At 73.8% G+C, this 19,723-nt stretch carries 19 protein-coding genes; 9 read left to right on the top strand and 10 right to left on the bottom strand.

Translation table 11 applies throughout. From position 1 onward, the window contains the following. Window positions 1-1,728, bottom strand: coding sequence for a hypothetical protein (locus tag CP980_RS22885; protein WP_150528969.1), 1,728 nt, complete (start codon window positions 1,726-1,728; stop codon window positions 1-3). 195 nt (window positions 1,729-1,923) lie between these two features. After that, window positions 1,924-2,517: a DUF1707 and DUF4190 domain-containing protein gene (locus CP980_RS22880; protein WP_229907224.1), complete on the bottom strand. Its 594-nt coding sequence runs from the start codon at window positions 2,515-2,517 to the stop codon at window positions 1,924-1,926. Window positions 2,518-2,650: 133 nt separating this feature from the next. On the opposite strand from CP980_RS22880, the gene CP980_RS22875 reads away from it, so the two are divergent. Further along, window positions 2,651-3,376 carry a hotdog fold domain-containing protein gene (locus CP980_RS22875; protein WP_150528968.1) on the top strand — a complete coding sequence of 242 codons (726 nt, stop codon included), beginning with the start codon at window positions 2,651-2,653 and terminating at the stop codon, window positions 3,374-3,376. A 3-nt stretch (window positions 3,377-3,379) separates the two neighbouring features. On the opposite strand, the gene CP980_RS22870 is transcribed toward CP980_RS22875, so the two are convergent. The 3 genes from CP980_RS22870 to CP980_RS22860 all read right to left on the bottom strand — a co-directional run bounded on the left by CP980_RS22870 (window position 3,380) and on the right by CP980_RS22860 (window position 5,884). Further along, a complete protein-coding gene (locus CP980_RS22870) occupies window positions 3,380-4,303 on the bottom strand; it encodes an EI24 domain-containing protein (RefSeq protein WP_150528967.1) in 924 nt (307 codons plus the stop codon). Window positions 4,304-4,377: 74 nt separating this feature from the next. Further along, window positions 4,378-4,800: an organic hydroperoxide resistance protein gene (locus CP980_RS22865; protein WP_132755530.1), complete on the bottom strand. Its 423-nt coding sequence runs from the start codon at window positions 4,798-4,800 to the stop codon at window positions 4,378-4,380. 64 nt (window positions 4,801-4,864) lie between these two features. Beyond that, on the bottom strand, window positions 4,865-5,884 hold the full coding sequence (locus CP980_RS22860; protein ID WP_132755528.1) for an NADP-dependent oxidoreductase: 1,020 nt from the start codon (window positions 5,882-5,884) through the stop codon (window positions 4,865-4,867). 99 nt (window positions 5,885-5,983) lie between these two features. On the opposite strand from CP980_RS22860, the gene CP980_RS22855 reads away from it, so the two are divergent. Then, window positions 5,984-6,406: a MarR family winged helix-turn-helix transcriptional regulator gene (locus CP980_RS22855; protein ID WP_053688440.1), complete on the top strand. Its 423-nt coding sequence runs from the start codon at window positions 5,984-5,986 to the stop codon at window positions 6,404-6,406. A 61-nt stretch (window positions 6,407-6,467) separates the two neighbouring features. On the opposite strand, the gene CP980_RS22850 is transcribed toward CP980_RS22855, so the two are convergent. Beyond that, window positions 6,468-7,187 (bottom strand): SCO2400 family protein, encoded by a 720-nt coding sequence (locus CP980_RS22850; protein WP_150528966.1) that lies wholly within the window; start codon window positions 7,185-7,187, stop codon window positions 6,468-6,470. A 78-nt stretch (window positions 7,188-7,265) separates the two neighbouring features. On the opposite strand from CP980_RS22850, the gene CP980_RS22845 reads away from it, so the two are divergent. Beyond that, window positions 7,266-7,847 (top strand): RNA-binding protein, encoded by a 582-nt coding sequence (locus CP980_RS22845; RefSeq protein WP_150528965.1) that lies wholly within the window; start codon window positions 7,266-7,268, stop codon window positions 7,845-7,847. 21 nt (window positions 7,848-7,868) lie between these two features. Here the strand turns inward: CP980_RS22845 and CP980_RS22840 are convergent, their stop codons facing one another. Beyond that, window positions 7,869-8,555 carry an esterase/lipase family protein gene (locus tag CP980_RS22840; protein WP_150528964.1) on the bottom strand — a complete coding sequence of 229 codons (687 nt, stop codon included), beginning with the start codon at window positions 8,553-8,555 and terminating at the stop codon, window positions 7,869-7,871. Window positions 8,556-8,774: 219 nt separating this feature from the next. Here CP980_RS22840 and CP980_RS22835 point away from each other — a divergent pair, with 219 nt between their 5' ends. Then, the gene (locus CP980_RS22835) at window positions 8,775-9,812 is read left to right on the top strand and encodes a rod shape-determining protein (RefSeq protein ID WP_053688444.1); all 1,038 of its coding nucleotides are present in this window, start codon (window positions 8,775-8,777) and stop codon (window positions 9,810-9,812) included. Next, on the top strand, window positions 9,809-11,386 hold the full coding sequence (locus CP980_RS22830) for a sensor histidine kinase (RefSeq protein WP_132755520.1): 1,578 nt from the start codon (window positions 9,809-9,811) through the stop codon (window positions 11,384-11,386). The genes CP980_RS22835 and CP980_RS22830 overlap by 4 nt, the downstream gene beginning before the upstream one ends. Here the strand turns inward: CP980_RS22830 and CP980_RS22825 are convergent. Then, complete coding sequence (locus CP980_RS22825) at window positions 11,376-11,819, bottom strand: Lrp/AsnC family transcriptional regulator (protein ID WP_150528963.1); 444 nt, start codon at window positions 11,817-11,819, stop codon at window positions 11,376-11,378. The genes CP980_RS22830 and CP980_RS22825 overlap by 11 nt on opposite strands. 69 nt (window positions 11,820-11,888) lie before the next feature. Here CP980_RS22825 and CP980_RS22820 point away from each other — a divergent pair, with 69 nt between their 5' ends. After that, window positions 11,889-12,635 (top strand): LysE family transporter, encoded by a 747-nt coding sequence (locus CP980_RS22820; RefSeq protein WP_150528962.1) that lies wholly within the window; start codon window positions 11,889-11,891, stop codon window positions 12,633-12,635. A gap of 94 nt (window positions 12,636-12,729) precedes the next feature. Next, window positions 12,730-14,073, top strand: coding sequence for a carboxyl transferase domain-containing protein (locus CP980_RS22815; RefSeq protein ID WP_229907225.1), 1,344 nt, complete (start codon window positions 12,730-12,732; stop codon window positions 14,071-14,073). 292 nt (window positions 14,074-14,365) lie between these two features. On the opposite strand, the gene CP980_RS22810 is transcribed toward CP980_RS22815, so the two are convergent. Then, entirely contained in the window at window positions 14,366-15,640 is a 1,275-nt protein-coding gene (locus tag CP980_RS22810; protein ID WP_099892570.1) for an MFS transporter, read from the bottom strand. Window positions 15,641-15,949: 309 nt separating this feature from the next. On the opposite strand from CP980_RS22810, the gene CP980_RS22805 reads away from it, so the two are divergent. Both CP980_RS22805 and CP980_RS22800 read left to right on the top strand, forming a co-directional pair. After that, on the top strand, window positions 15,950-17,116 hold the full coding sequence (locus CP980_RS22805) for a carboxylate-amine ligase (RefSeq protein WP_132755512.1): 1,167 nt from the start codon (window positions 15,950-15,952) through the stop codon (window positions 17,114-17,116). A 248-nt stretch (window positions 17,117-17,364) separates the two neighbouring features. Beyond that, complete coding sequence (locus CP980_RS22800) at window positions 17,365-18,339, top strand: hypothetical protein (protein WP_150528961.1); 975 nt, start codon at window positions 17,365-17,367, stop codon at window positions 18,337-18,339. Window positions 18,340-18,353: 14 nt separating this feature from the next. Here the strand turns inward: CP980_RS22800 and CP980_RS22795 are convergent, their stop codons facing one another. Next, a complete protein-coding gene (locus tag CP980_RS22795; protein ID WP_150528960.1) occupies window positions 18,354-19,187 on the bottom strand; it encodes a class II glutamine amidotransferase in 834 nt (277 codons plus the stop codon). Window positions 19,188-19,723: the final 536 nt, after the last annotated feature.

The raw sequence follows: 19,723 nt of genomic DNA, 5'->3' as shown, positions 1-19,723 counted from the left end.
TCATCGGATGTAGCTCAGCCAGCTCTGGTCGCCGTCCTTGGAGCACTCGCCCTTCGGCGCGAACTTCGGGCACTTGCCGTCCTGCTGGCGGATGGTGTGCGAGACCCAGGGCAGGATCCGGTAGGTGCCGTCCTGCGCCGGCATGTAGCGGTCCGACATCGAGGACGAGACCGTGCCGAGGAGCAGGAGGAGGGCGCACAGGGTTCCGATGACGGCGCCCTCGCGGCCGGGGAAGCCGCTGCGGCCGGCGGCGGGCGCGGCGCTCTGCGGGACGGTGGCCTCCGGCGCAGTGGCCGCCGTCGCCGTACGCCGCTCGGCCAGCCTCAGCGAGACCAGGTGCGCCACCAGCGCGCACAGGATCAGCCCGCAGTAGAGCAGCTGGTTGTTGGTGCGCGTGTACAGCTGGACCGTCTGCGTCTCGTACATGTGCGAGGCGATGTACATGCGCATGACCCACGCGCTGATGAACATGGCGGCGATGGTGACGACCAGCGGCTTGCGCAGGCCCAGCCAGATCGCGGCGCCCAGGCACACGAAGGTCACCAGGGCGAACAGCCCCACCCCGCCGAACTCCCCCGGCGGCGGCCAGTCGCCCACCTTGCCGGGCATGTCGGTGCGCCACATCAGGTAGTAGGCGGGGTCCGTGAAGTTGTCGAAGCGGAAGTTGTAGTCCTTGGTGGTCTGCCCTTCCTTCAGCATGACCATCAGGTAGCGCCCGGCCACCACGAGGAACGCCGCCAGCGCGCTGCCCATGAAGGCCGCGCCCTTGAGCCGGCCGGTCTTCCACGGGAAGTACAGCAGGGCGGCGAACAGCACGCCGGCCGCGCTCCACAGGAACCAGCCCGAGTACGTGAGGAAGAGCACGCCCAGCACCGCGCCGAACCCGGCGCCCTTGAGCAGCAGCGGGCGCCAGCCCTCGGTACCACTGCGGCGCAGTGCCACGACCATCGCCACCAGCACCGGGATCAGCAGGACGAGCACGGTCTGGCTGTACGGCTTGTACGAGTCGATCAGCGCGAAGGCGGGCACGACACCGAAGGCCAGCGCCCGCACCGGGCTCAGCAGCATCCGCCAGGCGAGGTAGACCAGCGGGCCGAAGGCGGCGGCGCCCAGGATCTGGAGGTCCTTGAAGGCGTAGGCGGTGTTGCCGCCGTGGAACCACTCGGCGTAGTAGCCGAGGGTGTAGAGCGGCATCGGCGGGTAGACCGGCGAGCCCGACGGCTGTCCGTTCGCGACGGCGTGGGCCCATTCGACGATGCGGCCGCTGTCCCCGTTGAGGCCGAACATCGGCCACGGCGTGCCCAGCAGCGCGACGACGGCGCCCGCCGCGACGAAGCCGCTGGCCAGGCCGGCGAGAGCGGCGGCGGCCAGGCGCGTGGCGAGGTCGAAGTGGCGGCCGCCGCGCAGCCGCATCGCCAGCACCACGGCGCCGATGAACAGGAGCCCGACCAGCGCGAACCGCAGCTGGATCGCGGCCAGACCGCTGACCTGGGCGATCCGGTTGAGCGGGTCGAGCTTGAACCCGCGTGCCAGCAGCGGGAGGAGCAGCGCCGCGGCGAACGCCACGGCCGCTTCCAGCAGCAGGAGCCCACCACGGGAGCGCAGGCCTCCTCGCGGCGCCCGGGCCCGGTCCGCGTCCGAGGACTTCGAGCTGCCGGGGGCGTGCGCGGCCGGTCCGCTCGGGGGAACGGGGCGCACGGCCGCCGACCCCTCGGTACTGACTGTCACTGACGGTGTCCCTACTGCTGGTCGATGCTCGGCGCGACGGCCGGTCGTCGTTCTCGGCGCTCCACTGCCCGGCTCCGGACCCACTCAAGGACGGTGTGGGACGGCCTCGGCGCTTGCCGCCACGCATACTATCGGGCCGCCGGTGACGGCCACCGGTCCCGGAACGGCGGAGTCCGCGGGCCCGGGCGGCTCACGTCAGTCGAGGACCCCGAGTGCGGCGAGCAGGAAGAGCAGCACCCAGCCGCCCACGGACAGCCAGCCGAGCACCAGCCCGATCGTCGCGAGCCCGGTGCCCTCGTCGCCCCGCGCCCGGATCTGCGCCTTGGCGACGTGCCCGGTGGCCACGGCGCCCAGTCCTGCGGCCCCGAGGGTCGGCAGGCTCAGCACGCCGAGCGCGAGCGAGGTGATCGCCATCCCGTTGACCCGGCGGGCGGGCATCGGCATCGGTGGCGGCATCGGCATGGGCGCCGGTCCGTACGCGGCGGGCAGCCCCGCCGCGGCACCGAACGGGCCCGGCATCGGCCCGGCGGGCAGGTCCGCGACCAGCTGCGCGAGCTGGCCGTACGTCTGCGCCTTGTACGCGGCGTCGAAGCGCTGCCCGTACTCGTCGCGGGAGAGCCGGCCCTCGGCGTACGCCGCCTTGAGCACGTCCACCGTCCGGTCCCGGTCGGTGTTCGACGCGCGCATCGCGGACTGCGCGGTCGGCGCGGCGGGCGTGGGCTGCCACGGCTGCCCGTACGCCTGCTGCGGGCGGACCGGATACGGCTGCCCCCACGGCTGTTCTGCCATCCGGCCACCTCCGAAGCCCCTGCGCGCGGCGCGCGTCCCTCAAGGATGGAGGACGAACGGGCGCCCGCGATAGTTGCGGGGCCGCCGCGCCGGGGTCTGTGACGCGGACGACGCGTGTGATGGGGTGGCGGCCATGACCGACTTCGAGACGATCACGGTTCCGGGCCACCTCAGCGGATATCCCGGGGTGGCCTTCGGCGGCTACGTGGCCGGGGTGCTGGCCGCCCGGGCGGACGCGAAGACCGTACGGGTGGACTTCCGCCGGCCGGTGCCCACGGAGGCACCGGTACGCCTCGCCCCGACCGCCGACGGCGGCGTCGAGCTGGTGGACGGCGAGCTCCTGCTGGCGACGGCGAGCCCCGCCGAGCCGCCCGTGGACGCCCCCGGGCCGCCGTCCTGGGAGCTGGCCTCCGCGGCGGCCGAGGCCTACCGGGCGGCGCCCCCGGACGGGATGGTCGACTGCTTCGGCTGCGGTCTGCACCGCACCCCCGACACCGGACTGCGCCTGCACTGCGGCCGGGTCTCCGACGCCCCGCTGGTCGCGGCGGCCTGGACCCCGGGCCCCGCACTCGCCGGTGGGGACGGACTGCTGCCGCCCGAACTGGTGTGGGGGGCGCTGGACTGCCCGGGCAACGCGGCCGGGCGGCTGCTCGACGGCCGGCGGGCCGGCGCCGTCACCGCGGCCCTGACCGCGCGGCTGCTGCGCCCGGTGCCGGTCGGCGCGGGCCTCGTCTCGTACGCCTGGCTGCTCGGCGGCGAGGGCCGAAAGTACCGCGTGGGCACGGCCCTGGCCACCGCCGACGGCGACCTGTGCGCGCTCGGCGAGGCCCTGTGGGTGGAGCCCCGGGCGCAGTCCTAGCGGTTACTGCGCGTACGGGTTCTGCTGCGGCGCCGGGTACCGGGGCCCGGCCGCGTACGGCCCGGTGTACGGGGACGGCTGCTGCGGGGCCGGGTCTCCGTGCTGTCCCGGCCGCTCCTGCCGCGCCGTCCCGTCGGCCGGGCCCTCGGCCCCGCCCCCGTCGGCCCCGTCCCCCTCGGCCCGCTCCTCGTCCTCACCGCGCAGCTCCCGGACCATGAGCGTGGCCCCGGCCACCGCGCCCGGCATCAGGAAGACCGCGACCAGCGGGACCAGGAACGCCAGGACCAGCGGGACCCCGAAGCCGAGCACCATCGCCCGGCGTCCGCGCAGCAGGGCCAGCCGGTCCTTCAGCTCCACCTCCCGGCGCTGGAGCGCGACGGCGGTGAGCTCTTCCGTGAGGAAGAATCCGGACACGCAGAACCCGATGGCCGGGATGACGGTCTGTCCGACGACGGGGACGAAGCCCAGCGCGAAGAGCAGGGTCCCGTACAGCAGCACCCGGACGAGCACCTTGACGCTGTCCCGGGCCGAGATCCACAGCTCCCGGGCGAGCGGCAGCCCGGATTCGGGGGCCTCGCCGCCGACGCTGCGGTCGACCTGCTCGGAGAGGGACTCGTAGAAGGGCTGCCCGATCAGCAGGGTCACGGCGGTGAAGGTGATCACCGCGACGAAGAGGCCGAGACAGAAGACGAGGGCGGTCAGGAACCCCCGCAACAGCCCGAGCCACGGCGCGGACCAGTCGTCGGCGAAGGGGGTGGCCCAGGCGGTCAGGTCGTCGGCGCCGTAGCCGAGCCCGATCAGCGCGCCGGCGTACAGCACCAGCGCGAGCAGCCCGGGCAGCAGGCCGAACCCCAGCCACCGGCCGTTACGGAACACCCATCTCTGCCCGGCCAGCAGATGACCGAATCCCCCCGCAAGATCACGCATGGGGCACAGCTTACGGCGAAGGCCGCACCCCGTGACCGGGGTGCGGCCTTCGCGTTAGCCGAGCGGGAGCCGGATCAGACGGCGAGCTCGACCGTGATGTTGCCGCGGGTCGCCTTGGAGTACGGGCAGACCTGGTGGGCCTTCTCGATGAGCTCCTTGGCGGTGACGGCGTCCACGTTCGGGATCGAGGCGGAGATCTTGACGATCAGGCCGAAGCCGTCGTCGTTCTTGCCGATGCCGACCTCGGCGGTGACGGTCGAACCGGAGATGTCCGCGTTCTCGTTGCGGGCGACGACGCCGAGCGCGCCCTGGAAGCAGGCGCTGTAGCCGGCGGCGAACAGCTGCTCCGGGTTGGTCCCGGCGCCGCTGCCGCCCATCTCCTTCGGCGGGTTCACGACGACGTCGAGCTGGCCGTCGTGGGTCGCGACGCGGCCGTCACGGCCGTTCTCGGCGGTGGCGACGGCGGTGTACAGGACGTCGGACTGCTGGATGGACATGTGAAGGGATCCTCCTGGTAATCGCCGTGACTCGCGCCCACGATCACGACGGTGTGGGCTGAGCCTAACCGGTGAAGGAAACGATCATCTTTCCGGTGTTCTCGCCGCGCAGCATGCCCAGGAAGGCCCCGGTCGCGTTCTCCACGCCCTCGACGACGGTCTCGTCGGCCACGAGCTCACCGGAGCGCAGCCAGCCGGCGACGTCCTGGACGAACTGCGGCTGGAGGCCGGCGTGGTCCCCGACGAGCACGCCCTGCAGGCGCAGGCGCTTGCCGATGACCAGGGCCAGGTTGCGCGGCCCGGGGGTCGGCTCGGTGGCGTTGTACTGCGCGATCGCCCCGCACAGGGTGGCGCGGCCGTGCACGTTCAGGGAGGAGATCGCGGCCTCCAGGTGGTCCCCGCCGACATTGTCGAAGTAGACGTCGATGCCCTCGGGGGCGGCCTCCTTCAGCTGCTCGCCGACGGGGCCGTTCTTGTAGTTGAAGGCGGCGTCGAAGCCGTACTTCTGCGTGAGGAGCGTCACCTTCTCGTCCGATCCGGCCGAGCCGATGACCCGTGCGGCGCCCTTGATCTTCGCGAACTGGCCGACGAGGCTGCCGACCGCACCGGCCGCGCCGGAGACGAAGACGGTGTCGCCCTCCTTGAAGGAGGCCACCTCGAAGAGGCCCGCGTAGGCGGTCAGGCCGGGCATGCCGAGCACGCCGAGGTAGGCGGAGAGCGGGGCGAGCGCGGCGTCGACCTTGGTGGCGTGCTTGGCGTCCACGTCGGCGTACTCGCGCCAGCCGAGGCCGTGCAGGACGTGGTCGCCGACGGCGAAGCGCTCGTCGGCGGAGGCGACGACCTCGCCGACCGCGCCGCCGTCCATCGGCTTGTCCAGCTGGAACGGCGGGACGTAGGACTTCACGTCGTTCATCCGGCCGCGCATGTACGGGTCGACGGACATGTGCAGGTTGCGCACCAGGATCCGGCCGGGGGCCGGGGCCGCGACCTCGACCTCGCGCAGGGCGAAGTCCTCGGCGACGGGCCAGCCCTGCGGGCGGCGGACGAGGTGCCACTCGCGGCTGACGGCAGGGATCTCAGACATGTGCGCTCCCGAATCGAGGAATCGACGAATACTTCAGTAGGTGAAACAACCATGCGCCTGGATATTTCATGTTGTCAAGTAAATGGGTACTCTGGATCCATGCCCAGTCGTCGCGCAGATCCCCTGACCCTTGAGGTCGTCGAGCTCATCGGCTCCGTCGTGGCCCGCTACCACGAGGAGTACGAGGACGCGGCAGCCAGCCACCAGCTCACCGGCGCCCAGGCGCGGGTGCTGAACCTGCTGTCGCTGGAGCCGATGCCGATGCGCAGGATCGCCCAGCAGCTCAAGTGCGAGCCCTCGAACATCACCGGCATCGTGGACCGGCTGGAGTCGCGCGGACTCGTCGAGCGCAGGCCGGACCCGGCGGACCGCCGGGTGAAGCTGGCCGCGCCGACGCAGGAGGGGCTGCAGACCGCGGACCGGCTGCGCGAGTCGCTTGACTTCGCGCGCGAGCCGCTCGCCGGACTGTCCACGGCGGAGCGGGCGGTCCTGCGGGACCTGCTCAAGCGGATGCTGGGCTGAGCGCCGGCCGCCCGGCCGGACCCGGCGGACCTCGCCGGACCTGGGCGGACCTCGGCAGACCTCAGCAGAAGAAGATGAACCAGCAGCCGGTCTTGGTCGGCGACGGGCTGGGGCTCGGCGACGGCGGCTGCGCCGACCCGGAAGCGCTCGGCGACGGCTTCCCCGACTGACTCGGCTTTACGGACGGCCCCGGCCCGGTGGCCCCCTTGGTCGGCCTCGTCCCGCCCGAGGCGGAGGCGGACACCGTCGGACCCGGCTGCGCGGACCCCTCGGCGGAGGCCCCGGGCCCGGCCGGCTGCGTGGCGCCCGCGGTGGCCTTCGCGGACCCGGAGGCCTTCACCGGCTTCAGCGCCGTGGGCACGGCGGGGGTCCCCTTACCGCTCGGCAGCGGGCCCGGATCCTGCGGGCCGTTCCCGTCGGTGAGCACCACCTCGGCGGCCCGGTCGGTCTTCTGCCCCTCGGTGACGATGCGGGCCAGCGCGACCGTGCCCCCGGCCGCGAGCGCCAGGCCCACCGCGAGGGTCAGCAGGGTCCGGCGGCGCCTGCGGTGCGTGGCGCGGCGCCGCGATCCGGCCCGGCCGCCCCGGTCCGCACCGGACAGGACGACGAGCGAGTCGGCGAACGGATCGGCGAGCGGATCGTCTGCCTCGGCGCGCGCGGAGCCGTACGGGGCGGCGGACGCCCCGGGTGCGGCGGGCGGCAGGTACTCGATCGGGGTACCGCAGCCGGCGCACGCCAGGGCGCCGTTGAGGTGTCTCCGGCACGCGTGGCAGTAGTCCATGACGACCGCACGCTACGTGGTCCCGCGCAACATCCGTATCGCGGGTTCGTGGAGGTCCTGTGTGGAATCGTGGCCTCCATGACTGCGTCCTCGTCCTCGGGATCCTTCGGCCCGGCCGCCTTCCAACTGGTGCTGCTGCGTCGGATGGCGGACTTCCGGCCGGACCTCGCGGACGAGGCGCGCCGGAGCCTCGGCGCCTCGCTCGCCGAGCAGCGGGAGGCGAACAAGCGCTGGCAGGCGATGGTGCGCTCACCCCGCTCGCGCGGGGCGCTGGCCCGCTACCGCTCGGTGCTGGGGCCGCCGGAGTCCACGGTCGCCCGCACCATCGGCGATCTGGAGTGCGAGGCCCTGCTGTGGCCGGTGCCGCTCTGGCCGGACCTGCGCTTCGAGGTGCTCGCGGCGCCGGACGGGGCGGTGTGGAACGAATGGCTGGTCCGGGCCCCGGGGGCGCCGGGACCCGTACTGCGGACCCCGCAGGACCTGTTGCCCTGGTCGGCCACGGTGGACGAGGTGGCGCGGGCGTTCGCCCCGGTGCGCCCACTGGAGGGCACCGCGCCGACCCGGTGGCGCCTGGCGTTCGGTGCGCAGGGGCGGCCGTGCGTGGCGGAGTTCACGTACGGCCTGCTCCAGCGCGTCGCGGTCGACGGGGTCGAGCTCTGAGCCGAGCCCGCGGGCCACTCCCTAGGAGGCGAGGAAGGCGCGGACGGCCGCCGAGGTGGCGTCGTCCCCCAGCAGGTCGTTGTGCTTGAGGCAGCCGACCGGCGTGTTGGCCGCCCCGGTCAGCGGGACGCTGTCGTCGGGGTTGACCACCTCGTCGCAGTTCGACCAGAACGTCGCGTACTTCACCGCGCCCGGGGTCTCGTCCCCCGCGTTCAGGTTCTTCACGACGTACGAACCGGGGGTCATGTCCCGGCAGGCCTGGTCCCACAGGGCGCAGGCCCACGCGGTGGAGGTGCCGTGGTTGGGGCCGGCCAGCGAGACCCAGTGGTCCACGGTCGCGGTGCCGCCGCCGAACTTCACGTACCAGCGGCCGACCAGCGAGCCGAGGGAGTGCGCCACGATGTCGACCTTGGCGGCGCCGGTCTGCCGGCGGACCTGGTCGACGTACGCGCCGAGCTGACCGGCCACGACCTCGTTGACCGACTGGTGCGTGTCGTATCCCCACGAGAAGAGCTCCGAGTCCGCGTACCCGGCGGCGCGCATGTCCTCGCGCAGGCCGCCCCAGACTCCCGGATCGGCGTTGTAGCCGTGGATGAAGACGACCGGGTTGTGCGGCCGCACAGGGGTGGCGGCGTGGGCCGGGAGCGGCGCGAGGAGCGCCAGGCAGAGCGTCAGGAGCGCGAGCAGTTTCTGGCGGGGCGTCAGCATGGGGCCGCCTTTACCTTGTTACGCACGAGTAGCGCGGTCAGTGGCGGCATCGTGCTGCCTGTCGGTACAGAAATCCACCCCCGTGCAGCACCTCGCGCCCCGTGCGGCACACCCGGCCGGAGCAGCCCAACGGGCGGTATGACCCGTTCGCCCGAGAAGATATGAAATGCAACCGGCAGCCGCCGGAGTCTTGCGCCAGCGCTCTCGGGAGGATCTGCCGTGACCGTCAGTCTTGAGCAGTTGCGCCGCTGCCACGTCGCCGTCGACCTGGGAGCGGCCAGGACCCGCGTCTACGTCAAGGGCGCCGGCCTGGTCGTCGACGAGCCCAGCGTGGCCGCCGTCAACACCCGCACCGGCGCGCTCATCGCGGTCGGTACCTTCGCCGAACGGATGACGGGCCGCACGCCCGACTACATCCGCGTCGTACGCCCCGTCTCCGGCGGCACCGTCGTCGACATCGAGATGGCCCAGCGGATGCTGCGCCACCTGCTCGGCGAGAAGCTGCGCCGCGCCCTGCGCCGCAAGCCCCGGCTGCGGGCCGCCGCCTGCACCCCGCACGACGCCGACCCGCTCGCGCAGCGGGCCGCCGTGGAGACGATGGTCGGGCTCGGGGCCCGGCGCGTCGAGCTCGTCGACACCCTGATCGCGGCGGCCGTCGGCTGCGGCCTGCCCGTGGAGCAGCCGACCGCGACGATGATCATGGTGTGCGGGGCCGCCGCCACGCAGGTCGCCGTCCTCTCCCTCGGCTCGATCGTCACCGCCCAGCGGATCCCGGTCGGCGGCGAGGCCATCGACCACGCCGTCGTCCAGCACCTGCGCCACGCGCACGAGCTGATGCTCCCGAGCCAGGCCGTCCGGCCGCTCCAGGTGGCCCTGCACGGCAACGGCATCACCGGCGGGGGCCCCGCCTCCACCCTCATCCACGGCCGAGACGTGGCCACCGGTCTCGCCCGTTCCGTCCACGTGGACACCGCCGCCGTACGCGACGCCATCCACACCCCGCTGACCGCCGTCCTCGACGGCATCGGCAAGGTGCTGCGGGACTGCCCTCCGGACCTGGTCGCCGACCTGACGGACCGGGGGATCATGATGGTGGGAGGCAGCGCCCTGCTGCCGGGCCTGGACCAGATGCTGCGCGACGCCACCGGAATGCCCGTCGCCATCGCCGAACGTCCGGACGTGTGCGCCGTGCTCGGTCTCGGCATGATGCTCGAAGGGAAGATCGCCCCGATGGTCCTCAACCCGCTGGCCGAATGACGAACGAGGCGCCCGGGCCGGCCGATCCCGGGGCAGGGGCCGGCCTGCCCGTACTCCTGGAGGCGGTGCTCAGCGTCGGCTCCGAGCTGGAGCTGCGGGCCACCCTCCAGCACATCGTGGACTCGGCGATCGAGCTCTGCTCGGCCCGGTACGCAGCGCTCGGGGTCATCGACCCCGAGCGCGTCCGGCTGACCGAGCTCTACACGGCCGGCCTGAGCGAGGCGGAGCGCGCCGCGATCCCCCGGCTGCCCGACGGGCGTACGGGTGTGATCGGCGCGCTGATCACCGATCCGCGCCCGCTGGTGCTGGAGGACCTGTCGAAGGACCCGCGCTCGTCGGGCCTCCCGCCCGGCCATCCCCCCATGCGCAGCTTCCTGGGCGTCCCGATCCGCGTCCACACGGAGGTCTTCGGCAACCTGTACCTGACGGAGAAGCGGGGCGGCGGCACGTTCACCGACGAGGACCTCGCGCTGGTACGGGTCCTGGCCTCGCAGGCGGGGATAGCGATCGGCAACGCCCGGCTGTACGAGACGGCGCGCCGCCGGGAGCGCTGGATCGAGGGCGCCGCCGCGGTCACCACGACCCTGCTGGCCGGCCGCCCGGCCGCCGACGCGCTGATGTGCGTGGCCGAACGGGCCCGGCTGCTCGCGGACGCGGCGGCCGGGGTGGTCCTCCAGCCGACCCCCGAGGGCGGCATGGAGATCGTGGCCGCCTCCACGCAGGGGGACCCCGGGGACCTGGTCGGGACGGCGATCGCCCCCGGCTCACCGGTCCTGGTACAACTCCTCGGCGGCGAGCCGGTCTTCATAGAGGACTCGGCGACGGACCCCCGGATGACCACGCACGTGCGGGAACGTTTCGGCCCGAGCATGATGCTGCCGCTCCAGAGCGGCGGCCAGCTGATCGGCACCCTGGCCCTCCCGCGCGCCCGCGGCGGCCGCCCGTACGACGCCGTGGACCGGCTGCTGGCCTCGCAGTTCGCCTCCCAGGCCGCGCTGGCCCTCGTCCTGGCGGACGCGCAGCACGACCGCGAACAGCTGGCCGTCTACGAGGACCGCGACCGGATCGCACGGGACCTGCACGACCTGGTGGTCCAGCGGCTGTTCGCGACGGAGATGATGCTGGAGAGCACGAAGAAGCGCTCCGCGTCCGCCCCGGCCGGGGACACGGTCGGTGACGAACTGGGCCGGGCCGTGGACGAGCTCGACTCCACCATCCAGGAGGTCCGCACCGCCATCTTCGCCCTCCAGCAGCCCCCGACCGACGCCCCGACGACGGTCCGCGGCCGGATCCTGCGGGAGACGGGAGGGGCGGCGGTCCTGCTGGGCTTCCAGCCCTCGGTCCACTTCGCGGGCGCGGTGGACGCCCTGCTCCCGGAGCCGGTGGCGGGCGAACTGCTGTCGGCCCTGCGCGGAGCCCTGGCCGCGGCCCACCGCCGCGCGCAGGTCACCTCGATCGAGGTCGAGGTGGACGCGACCCCGGCCCGCGTCCGCCTGACCGTCACGGACGACGGCCGCACGGATTCGGGGACGCGGGGGACGACGCTGGCCTGGGAGTCGGAGCTCACTCCCTAGGGGCGGGCCCGTGGGCGCCCTTGAGGGCGATCCGCGTACTGGACTGCGCCACGCCGGCCTCCCGTTTGAGCCGGCGCAGCAGCGCGTCGAGCGCGGCGGGATCGGCGGCCCGGGCCCGTACGAGGTAGTCGTACTCCCCGGTCACGTGCACGACCTCGGTGATCCCGGGCAGCCTCACCACCTTCTCCTCGAACTCCTCGTTCGTGGTGTCCTGCCGCAGGCTCAGGTCGATGAAGACGACGAGGCCGCCGCGGGTGTCGGCGGCCGGATCCACGATGACGGTGAACCCGCGGATCACCCCGTCCCGCCGCATCCGGCGCACCCGGTCGGCGGTGGCGTTGGCACTGAGCCCGACGCGCACGCCGAGGTCGCGGTACGAGATCCGCGCATCCTGCTGCAAGATGCCGAGGATCTCCCTGTCGAGGCGGTCCATACCGCGATTCTCGCAGCCGGGGCCGATATCCGCCGCTGCACCCGCTCCCCGGGCCCGCACCCTCCCCCCATGAGCGAATTCATCTCCCCCGCGCTGTCGGGAGCGGTCGCGGGCCTGGGCGTGGCGATGCCGATGGGGGCCATGAGCGTGCTGCTGCTCCAGGAGGCGATGCGGCACCGCCGTACGGCGATGGCCGCGGCGGCCGGCATCGCGACGGTGGACCTCGCCTACGCGGCCGTCGCCACGGCCCTGGGCCCCTGGGTGGCCTCCCACGTCACCCCCGTCGAGGCCTGGATCCGCCTGCTGTCGGCGGCCGTCCTCCTGTGGATCGCCGGCCGCGCCCTGTACCGCGGCCGCACCCTCCCGGCGCCGGAGCCGGGGCGCGTGCCGAGCCGCGTGATCCCGTCCGGCGGGACGGGTCCGGGTGAACCGCCGCCTGCGCCGCCTGCCGGGCCCGACTCCGGACACCCCGCCGACACGGAACCCGGGGCCGGGGTTGGAGTCGGGGCCGGACCCGGCCGCGGGCCGGCCAAGTCCTATGCCCGGTACGTCGCGCTCACCGCCGTGAACCCCACCACCGCCCTCTACTTCGCCGCCCTCACCACCGCCCAGGCCTCCACCCTCACCACCCCGGCCACCGGCGCCGCCTTCCTGGCCGGCGTGGCCACCGCGTCCCTCCTCTGGCAGCAGACCCTCGTCGCGATCGGCGCCGCCGCCGGCCGCCGCATCTCCCCCGCCGTGCGCGCCTGGACCTTCCGCCTCGGCTACGGCCTCGTCGCGGCCTACGCCCTCAAGCTCGCCTTCCCGCTGCCCTGAGGCGCCTCCGCGCAGTCCTGCACGGCCCGCGAGGCCAGCCTGATCGGCAAGGCACCCCTAGGGCGGCACGAGTCCGGCCCCATAGGGTGGCCGCGTGACGACGACCCGCCTCTCGGCCCGTGCGGCCATCGCCTCCGTGACCGACCCCGGCAGCTTCGCCGAACTTCCCGCCCCCCACCGGGATTCCGCCCCCGACGGCCCCCTGGCGTGGGCCGGGTACGACGACTCCCGTGCCCGCGCGGCCACGCGGACCGGCGAGCAGGAGTCCGTCGTCACCGGGACCGCCCTGATCGGCGGCCGCCGAGCCGCCGTGATCTCCTTCGAGTTCGGCTTCCTCGGCGGCTCCCTCGGCGAACGCACCGGAGACCGGCTCGAAGCCGCGTACGGGCACGCTCGCGAACACCGCCTCCCCCTCGTCTCGCTGATCGCCACCGGCGGCTCCCGGATGCAGGAGGGCATGCTCGCGTTGACCCAACTCCAGCGCGTGGCCCGCCAGTCCGTACTGACGCGGGCCGCCGGGCTCCCGCAGATCGCCGTGCTCCGCGATCCCACCACCGGCGGCGGCTGGGCCACGCTCGGCGCCGGGGCGGACGTCGTGCTCGCCCTCCCGGGTGCGCAGGTCGGCTTCGCGGGCTCCCGGGTGCGGCCGGCGGACGCGGACCCGGCGGCGTACACCGCCGAGGGCCAGTACGCCGCCGGGCACGTGGACGCCGTCGTCCCGCCCTCCGGGCTGCCCGGGGCCCTCGCCGACTGGCTGCGCGTCCTGGCCGCGCCCCGCTCCGCAGAACCGGTCGAACCCCCGGCCGCGTTGGCGGACGTACCGCCGCCGCAGACCGGCTGGGACGCCGTACGGCAGGCGCGCCACCCCGGCCGGCCGCGCGCCGGGGCGTACCTGGACGCGTACTTCGAGCTCCGCCTGCCCCTCTCCGGGGACCGGGCGGGCGGCACGGACCCCGGGATGCTGTGCGGGTTCGGGCTGCGGGAGGGGCGGGCCGTCGCGTACGCGGCCCAGTGCGGCACCGCCACCCGCCCGGCCGGCTACCGTACGGCGGCCCGCGTGATCCGCCTCGCGGACCGCCTCGGGATCCCCGTACTCACCCTGGTCGACACCCCCGGCGCGGCCAACGACGCCGACGCCGAACACGTCGGCGCGGGCGCGGCCATCGCGGACACGTTCGCGGCGCTCGCGGCGGCCGCGGTCCCGGTGACCACCCTGCTGATCGGCGAGGGGGGTTCGGGCGGCGCCCTCGCGCTGGCCGCGCCGGGAAACACCTGGGTCACCCCGGACAGCTACTTCTCCGTGATCGCCCCCGAACTGGCGGCGGCCATCCTCAAGCGCCCCGCCTCCGAGGCCCCCTCCACGGCCGACCAGCTCCGCATCCGCCCCCAGGACCTGGTCTCGCTGGGCGTGGCGCGCGGCGTGGTCGGCACCGCCTGACCCGGCACCCCGCAGTGTCAGTGGCCGCGGCCAGAATGTCCGTCTTGACGGACGGAACAACCTGGCGGGCGGCGCCCCGGTCGATCGCCTACGGCGGGTACAGCGCGGTGATGGCCCGCGGGCTCACCCCGCAGGAGCCACCCGAGCACGCGGCCGCACCGGTGGGCGACCCCACCGGAGCCGAACTCCTCGCCCTGCTGGTCGACTACGAGGACATCGGCCTGCGCCACGCCCGCAGCGGCGCTGCCCCGGGAGGAGATCGTGAACCGGGCCGCCGGCCCCGGGCCGTGGATCACGCCTGCGGCGACCTCGCGTCGTACCGGGCGAACCCGCGCCAGCGCAGGGCCAGCAGGAGCAGCACCAGTACGCAGCCCAGCCCGCCGCCCGTGATCGCCACGGCCGGGGAGGTCAGGTCGGCGGTGGTGCCGGCGAGGAAGTCCCCGAGCCGGGGCCCGCCCGCGACGACCACGATGAACACGCCCTGCAGGCGCCCCCGCATCTCGTCCGGGGTGGCGGCCTGCATCATCGTGGAGCGGAACACCATGGAGATGGTGTCCGCCCAGCCCGCCAGGGCCAGGAAGAACAGCCCGAGCCACAGGTTCCGGGTGAGCCCGAACACGGCGATGGCCAGCCCCCATGCCGCCACGGAGATCAGGATCGCCAGCCCGTGCCGGCGGATCCGGCCCTGCCAGCCGGAGAACAGCCCGCCCAGCAGCGCCCCGACGGCGGGCGCGGCCACCAGCAGGCCGACGGTCTTGGCGTCGCCGCCGTACCAGAGCACCGCGATGGCCGGGAACAGCGCCTTCGGCTGGGCGAGCACCATGGCGGCCATGTCGGAGAAGAAGGTCATCCGGATGTTCGGCCGGGTGCCGAGGAAGCGCAGCCCGTCGAGTACGGAGGCCCGGCCGCGCTTGCCGCCCTCCCGCTCGGGCAGCATCGCGGGCAGCCGCCACACCGCGTAGAGCGCGGCGCAGAAGGTGACGGCGTCGATCAGGTAGGCGGCCTGGTAGCCCCACCAGCCCACGATGAGCCCGCCGAGCACCGGGCCGATCATCGTTCCGGAGGTCATCGTCACCGAGTTCAGCGCGTTGGCGGCGGGCAGCTGCTCGGTCGGCAGCAGTCGCGGGATCATCGCGGAGCGGGCGGGTCCGTTGAGGGCGCCGCAGACCGCCTGGAGCGCGACGACCGAGTACAGCAACCAGACCCGGTGGTAGCCGAGGAGCGCGGCGCCGGCCAGGGCGATCGACAGGGCCGTCAGGCCGAGGGAGCTGTAGAGGCCCAGCTTGCGCCGGTCGACGGTGTCGGCGATGGCCCCGCCGTAGAGGCCGAAGGCGACGAGCGGGACGAGGGAGAAGAGTCCGACGAGCCCGACGGAGAAGCTGGAGCCGGTGATGTCGTACACCTGGAGCGAGATCGCGAGGGCGGTCATCGCCTGGCCCATCCAGGAGATGGTGCTGCCGACCCACAGCCGCCGGTAGTCGGCGGACGTGCGCAGCGGGGTCAGGTCGGCGAATATGCGCGTCGCGCGGCGGGCGGGCGTGGGCGTGGGGGTGCTCGTACCGGTCACAGCGGATGATAACCAGCGGCCGTTCGGCGGCCCCAGGCATTAACGAGCCGGGAGCCCGTCGCCGGCCGGGCCGCGTACGCGGCCGCGTACCCCGGTCGCGTACCGGGCCGCCTGCCCGGCCGCATGCCGGTCGGCGCCCCGGCACTCCCCGCACCCGCACCAGTCGCCCCACCCGGATCCGCGGCCTCATACCCGGCCGGTCCTTACCGGTAACTCGCCACTATCACACGACATTTGACTGAATCGACGTGCGCTCCTCCCACGCCGTTCAGCTCATGATGAAACGACTCGTATGTCCAGGGAGGCGTAGTGATCGAACCTGGCAACAGCACCACGAGCACCGGCAGCGCGGACAACGGAGTCCACGCGACCCCTCTCACGGCCCCGCTGACCGTGGGTGTCGAGGAGGAGTTCCTCCTCGTCGACGCCCGTACCTTCCGGGTGGTCCCGGCCGCCCCGCTCGTCCTGGCCACCGCCGCGGGCCTGCCCCACGAAGTGCACCCCGAGGGGACCCGCTACCAGGTGGAGATCTCCACCCCGGTCGCCGACTCGGCGCCCGTACTGCGCGCGGAGCTCGCCGCGCTGCGGCGCACCCTGTCCCGCGCGGCCCGGGCCCACGGCTGCCGGCTGCTGGCCGCGCCCTCGCCGGTCGTCGCCGTGGAGGGGCCGCTGCACCTGACCGACGACGAGCCGCGCCAGCGCGAGCAGCACCGCCGCTTCGGCGCGCTGACCGACACCCTCGTCAGCTGCGGCCGCCACATCCACATCGGCACCCTCGACGTGGACACGGCGGTGGCGGTGTCGAACAGGGTCAGACCATGGCTGCCCACGCTGATCGCGCTGGCCGCCAACTCGCCGTTCTGGGGCGGCCGTGACACGGGCCACGCCAGCTGGCGGGCGATGGCCTGGGCGGGCTGGCCCTCGGCCGGGCTGCCCCCGCACTTCACGTCCACGGCCCACTTCCGGCGCTCGGTGCAGACCCTGCTCGGCTCGGGAGCGGCCCTGGACACGAAGATGGTCTATTGGGACCTGCGCCCGTCCGGGCACTGGCCGACGCTCGAAATCCGGGCGCCCGACATGTCCCCGGACATCGACACGGCGATCCTCCAGGCGGAACTGGTCCGCGCCCTGGTGGCGACGGCGCTGCGGGACATCGCGGAACTGCGTCCCGAGCCGGCGCTGCGGGACGACGTACTGCGCCTGGCGCGCTGGCGGGCGGCCCACGACGGACTGGAGGGCTTCGGCCTCGACCCGTACACGGGGGTCGAGATCCCGGCGGCGGACCTGGCGGAGGCCCTGCTGGACCTGGTCGCCCCGGAACTCGCGGCGTCGGGCGAGCTCGACCACGCGGCCAAGACCCTGGGAGGCCTCCTGCGCGACGGCTCGGGCGCCCACCGCCAACGCGCGGCCTACGCCCGCCGCCAGGACCTGAACGACGTACTGCGCCACTTGGCGGACGAGACGGAGAACTTCTAGCCCGCGGGGCAGGCGGGACTTCGCGGACACCCCCTGGCCCGCCGGCGCCCCTGAACCGCCGAAGCCGCAGGTGCGGGCACATGCGCACCTGCGGCCCGGGGAGGCCGGGCCGCACCGAGGGCGTGCGGGGCCCGGTCCGGGCGCGCAGCATGGAGGTGCGGCCCCTCTCGCGGTGGGGCCGAGGCGATCACCGCGGCCGACGCCGGCCGGGGGCGGGCGGACGTGCCTTCGTACACCTGGAGCCCCCCATGCCCCGCCTCCCGCTCCCCGGCAGATCACGGGCCGCGTCGGCGGCCGCCGCGGCCGGGCTGGCGGCCGCCATGGCCCTGCTGCCGGGCGGCGCCGCCCACGCCTTCACCGGCGCCAACCACGAGGACATCACCCGGGCGGCACTGCCCTGGGAGCCGGTCACGCTGACCGCGATGGCCGACGCCCAGGCCGGGGCGGTCAACGCCAACGACCGCCGCCCCTACTTCGACGTCGGCCCCCTGCACTGCGACAACGCCGACTACCTCGCCCCCCGGTACTCCGCCGGCTACCCCCGCACCCGGGACGAGGCGAACACGGAGCTCCTCGCCTGCATCCGTACGTCCGTCGCCCGCTTCCGCGGCGCGGTCCGGGCCGCCGACGGCCTGGTCGACGCCGACGGCGGGGTACGGGCCGACCAGAGCGACCTCTCCACCCCCTGCGCGTGGGACGAGAAGCCCGGCCCGGCCAAGTGCGCCGTCCTCGAACAGCTCGGCCGCGGCTGGCACCAGATCGAGGACTTCTACGCGCACTCCAACTGGAGCGACCGGCCCGCCGCGGGTCCCGTCGGCCTCGGCAATCCGCCCGGCCTCGGGCGTACGGACCATCCGCCGTTCCTCGACATCCGCCGCTACAGCGCCATGAAGGACGCCGACTGGACCCGGCAGGCGCGCGAGCACATCCCCGAGGACCTCGCGACCGGCTGCTACCCCGACTTCGATTCCACCGGAGTCAAACCCGCCGACTGCGACGGCCGCGTCGCCCACAACCGCACCCTGAACAAGGACACCGCGGCCTCCCCGCGCGCGAGGACCGGCGACAACTTCGGCCGGGCGACCGCCGGAGCCACCGCCGAAATCACCCGCCAGTGGAACGACTTCAAGGCCGAGCTGCTCGCGGCGTACCCCGGTCACGGGCGCGGCGCGCAGATGGTCTGCGCCCTCGTCCACGACGACCCGGCCGCCGCCTGCCGGTGACGCTCCGGTGACGGTCAGGCCGCCTGCGGGGTGAAGGGGAACAGCGCGTCCGCGCCGGGCCGTACGACGCCGTAACTGCTCTCCGGCACCTCGTTCCAGGCACCGGGCAGATCACCGAGGGGCTCGGAGACGACGAGGCGGGTCTCGTCCGAGACCTCCTGGAGGAACGCCATGTCGGGGTGCAGCTTGCGCAGGCTGTCCACACGGCTGCTGTAGAACAGCGACCTGGACTTGCCCTGGCTGGAGTAGCGGAAGGCCCAGACACTCTCGCCGTCGCTCACGGCCACCGTCATCTGCAGCGGGAACTCCACGCCCTGCTCGCGGCCGATGCGCTCGACGACTCCGGCCATCCGCGCCACGGCGCCGGGCGGGTCCTGGTCCAGGCCGAGGGTGACGGCGAGGTAGAACATCACCTCGGAGTCCGTCGTCCCCTCGATGTCGAAGAACAGCGCGGGGTCGACGAGCAGGCAGAGCTCCCGGCGCATGAGGTGGAAACCGGCGATGGACCCGTTGTGCATCCACAGCCAGCGGCCGTGCCGGAAGGGGTGGCAGTTCGTCTGCTGCACGGCCGTTCCGGTCGAGGCCCGGATGTGGGCGAAGAACAGCGGGGACTCGACGTGGTCGGCGATCTCCCGCAGGTTGCGGTTGTTCCAGGCGGGCCCCACGTCCCGCAGGACCGCGGGAGTATCGGCGTGATCCGTGTACCACCCGATGCCGAAGCCGTCGCCGTTCGTCGTCTCCACACCCAGTCTGGAGTGCAGGCTCTGATCGATCAGCGAGTGCGCCGGCTTGTACAGGATGGTGTCGAGCAGAAGGGGCGAACCTGAGTACGCGAGCCATCGGCACATGGGCGACCACCTGTTCCTTGTTCTCCAGCGCGGTCCGACGACGGTGTCGAGGGGCGGACTCCAGCGGTTCGAAGAGCGAAAACCGGGTCTTCACCGCGCCTCGGGGAGGACCGCCCCCTGTCGCACTCCGCCCGCCACCACTGCGCCGAACCCCTGATCTACCGGCAGTCCCATGGTCGGTCCATCTCCCGGTGATCGCCACGCGGGCGCGATCGGCCCAGCTCACGTCTTTTGTCCACCCCATCGGGACGCACCGCCCCGGCGCCCTGGCCCGCCCGTGGAAGGGATGCCGACGCGCCGTGCCCGGATCACGTCCGCAAGCTCCTCGGTGTCCTGTTCTGCACCGCCCCCTCCGGGGGCGGCTGCCCGCACCCACCCGGCGCGGTGGGCCAGCGGGCACGACACCGCTCTCGAAGACCCTCGGGCGCCTCGCCGTGACGATCACCACGGGCCGGTGCACGGCCGGGAGGGCGGCCCCCTCTCGCCGCAGCAGCGGCGCAAGCAGGTCCGACCAAGGGCCCTCGCTCCCAGGCGGT

It is taken from the genome of Streptomyces vinaceus (genome assembly GCF_008704935.1).
GTDB classification, from domain to species: domain Bacteria; phylum Actinomycetota; class Actinomycetes; order Streptomycetales; family Streptomycetaceae; genus Streptomyces; species Streptomyces vinaceus.
Note: the sequence above shows the minus strand (reverse complement) of the source record. Positions and strands in the feature narration are given on the sequence as shown.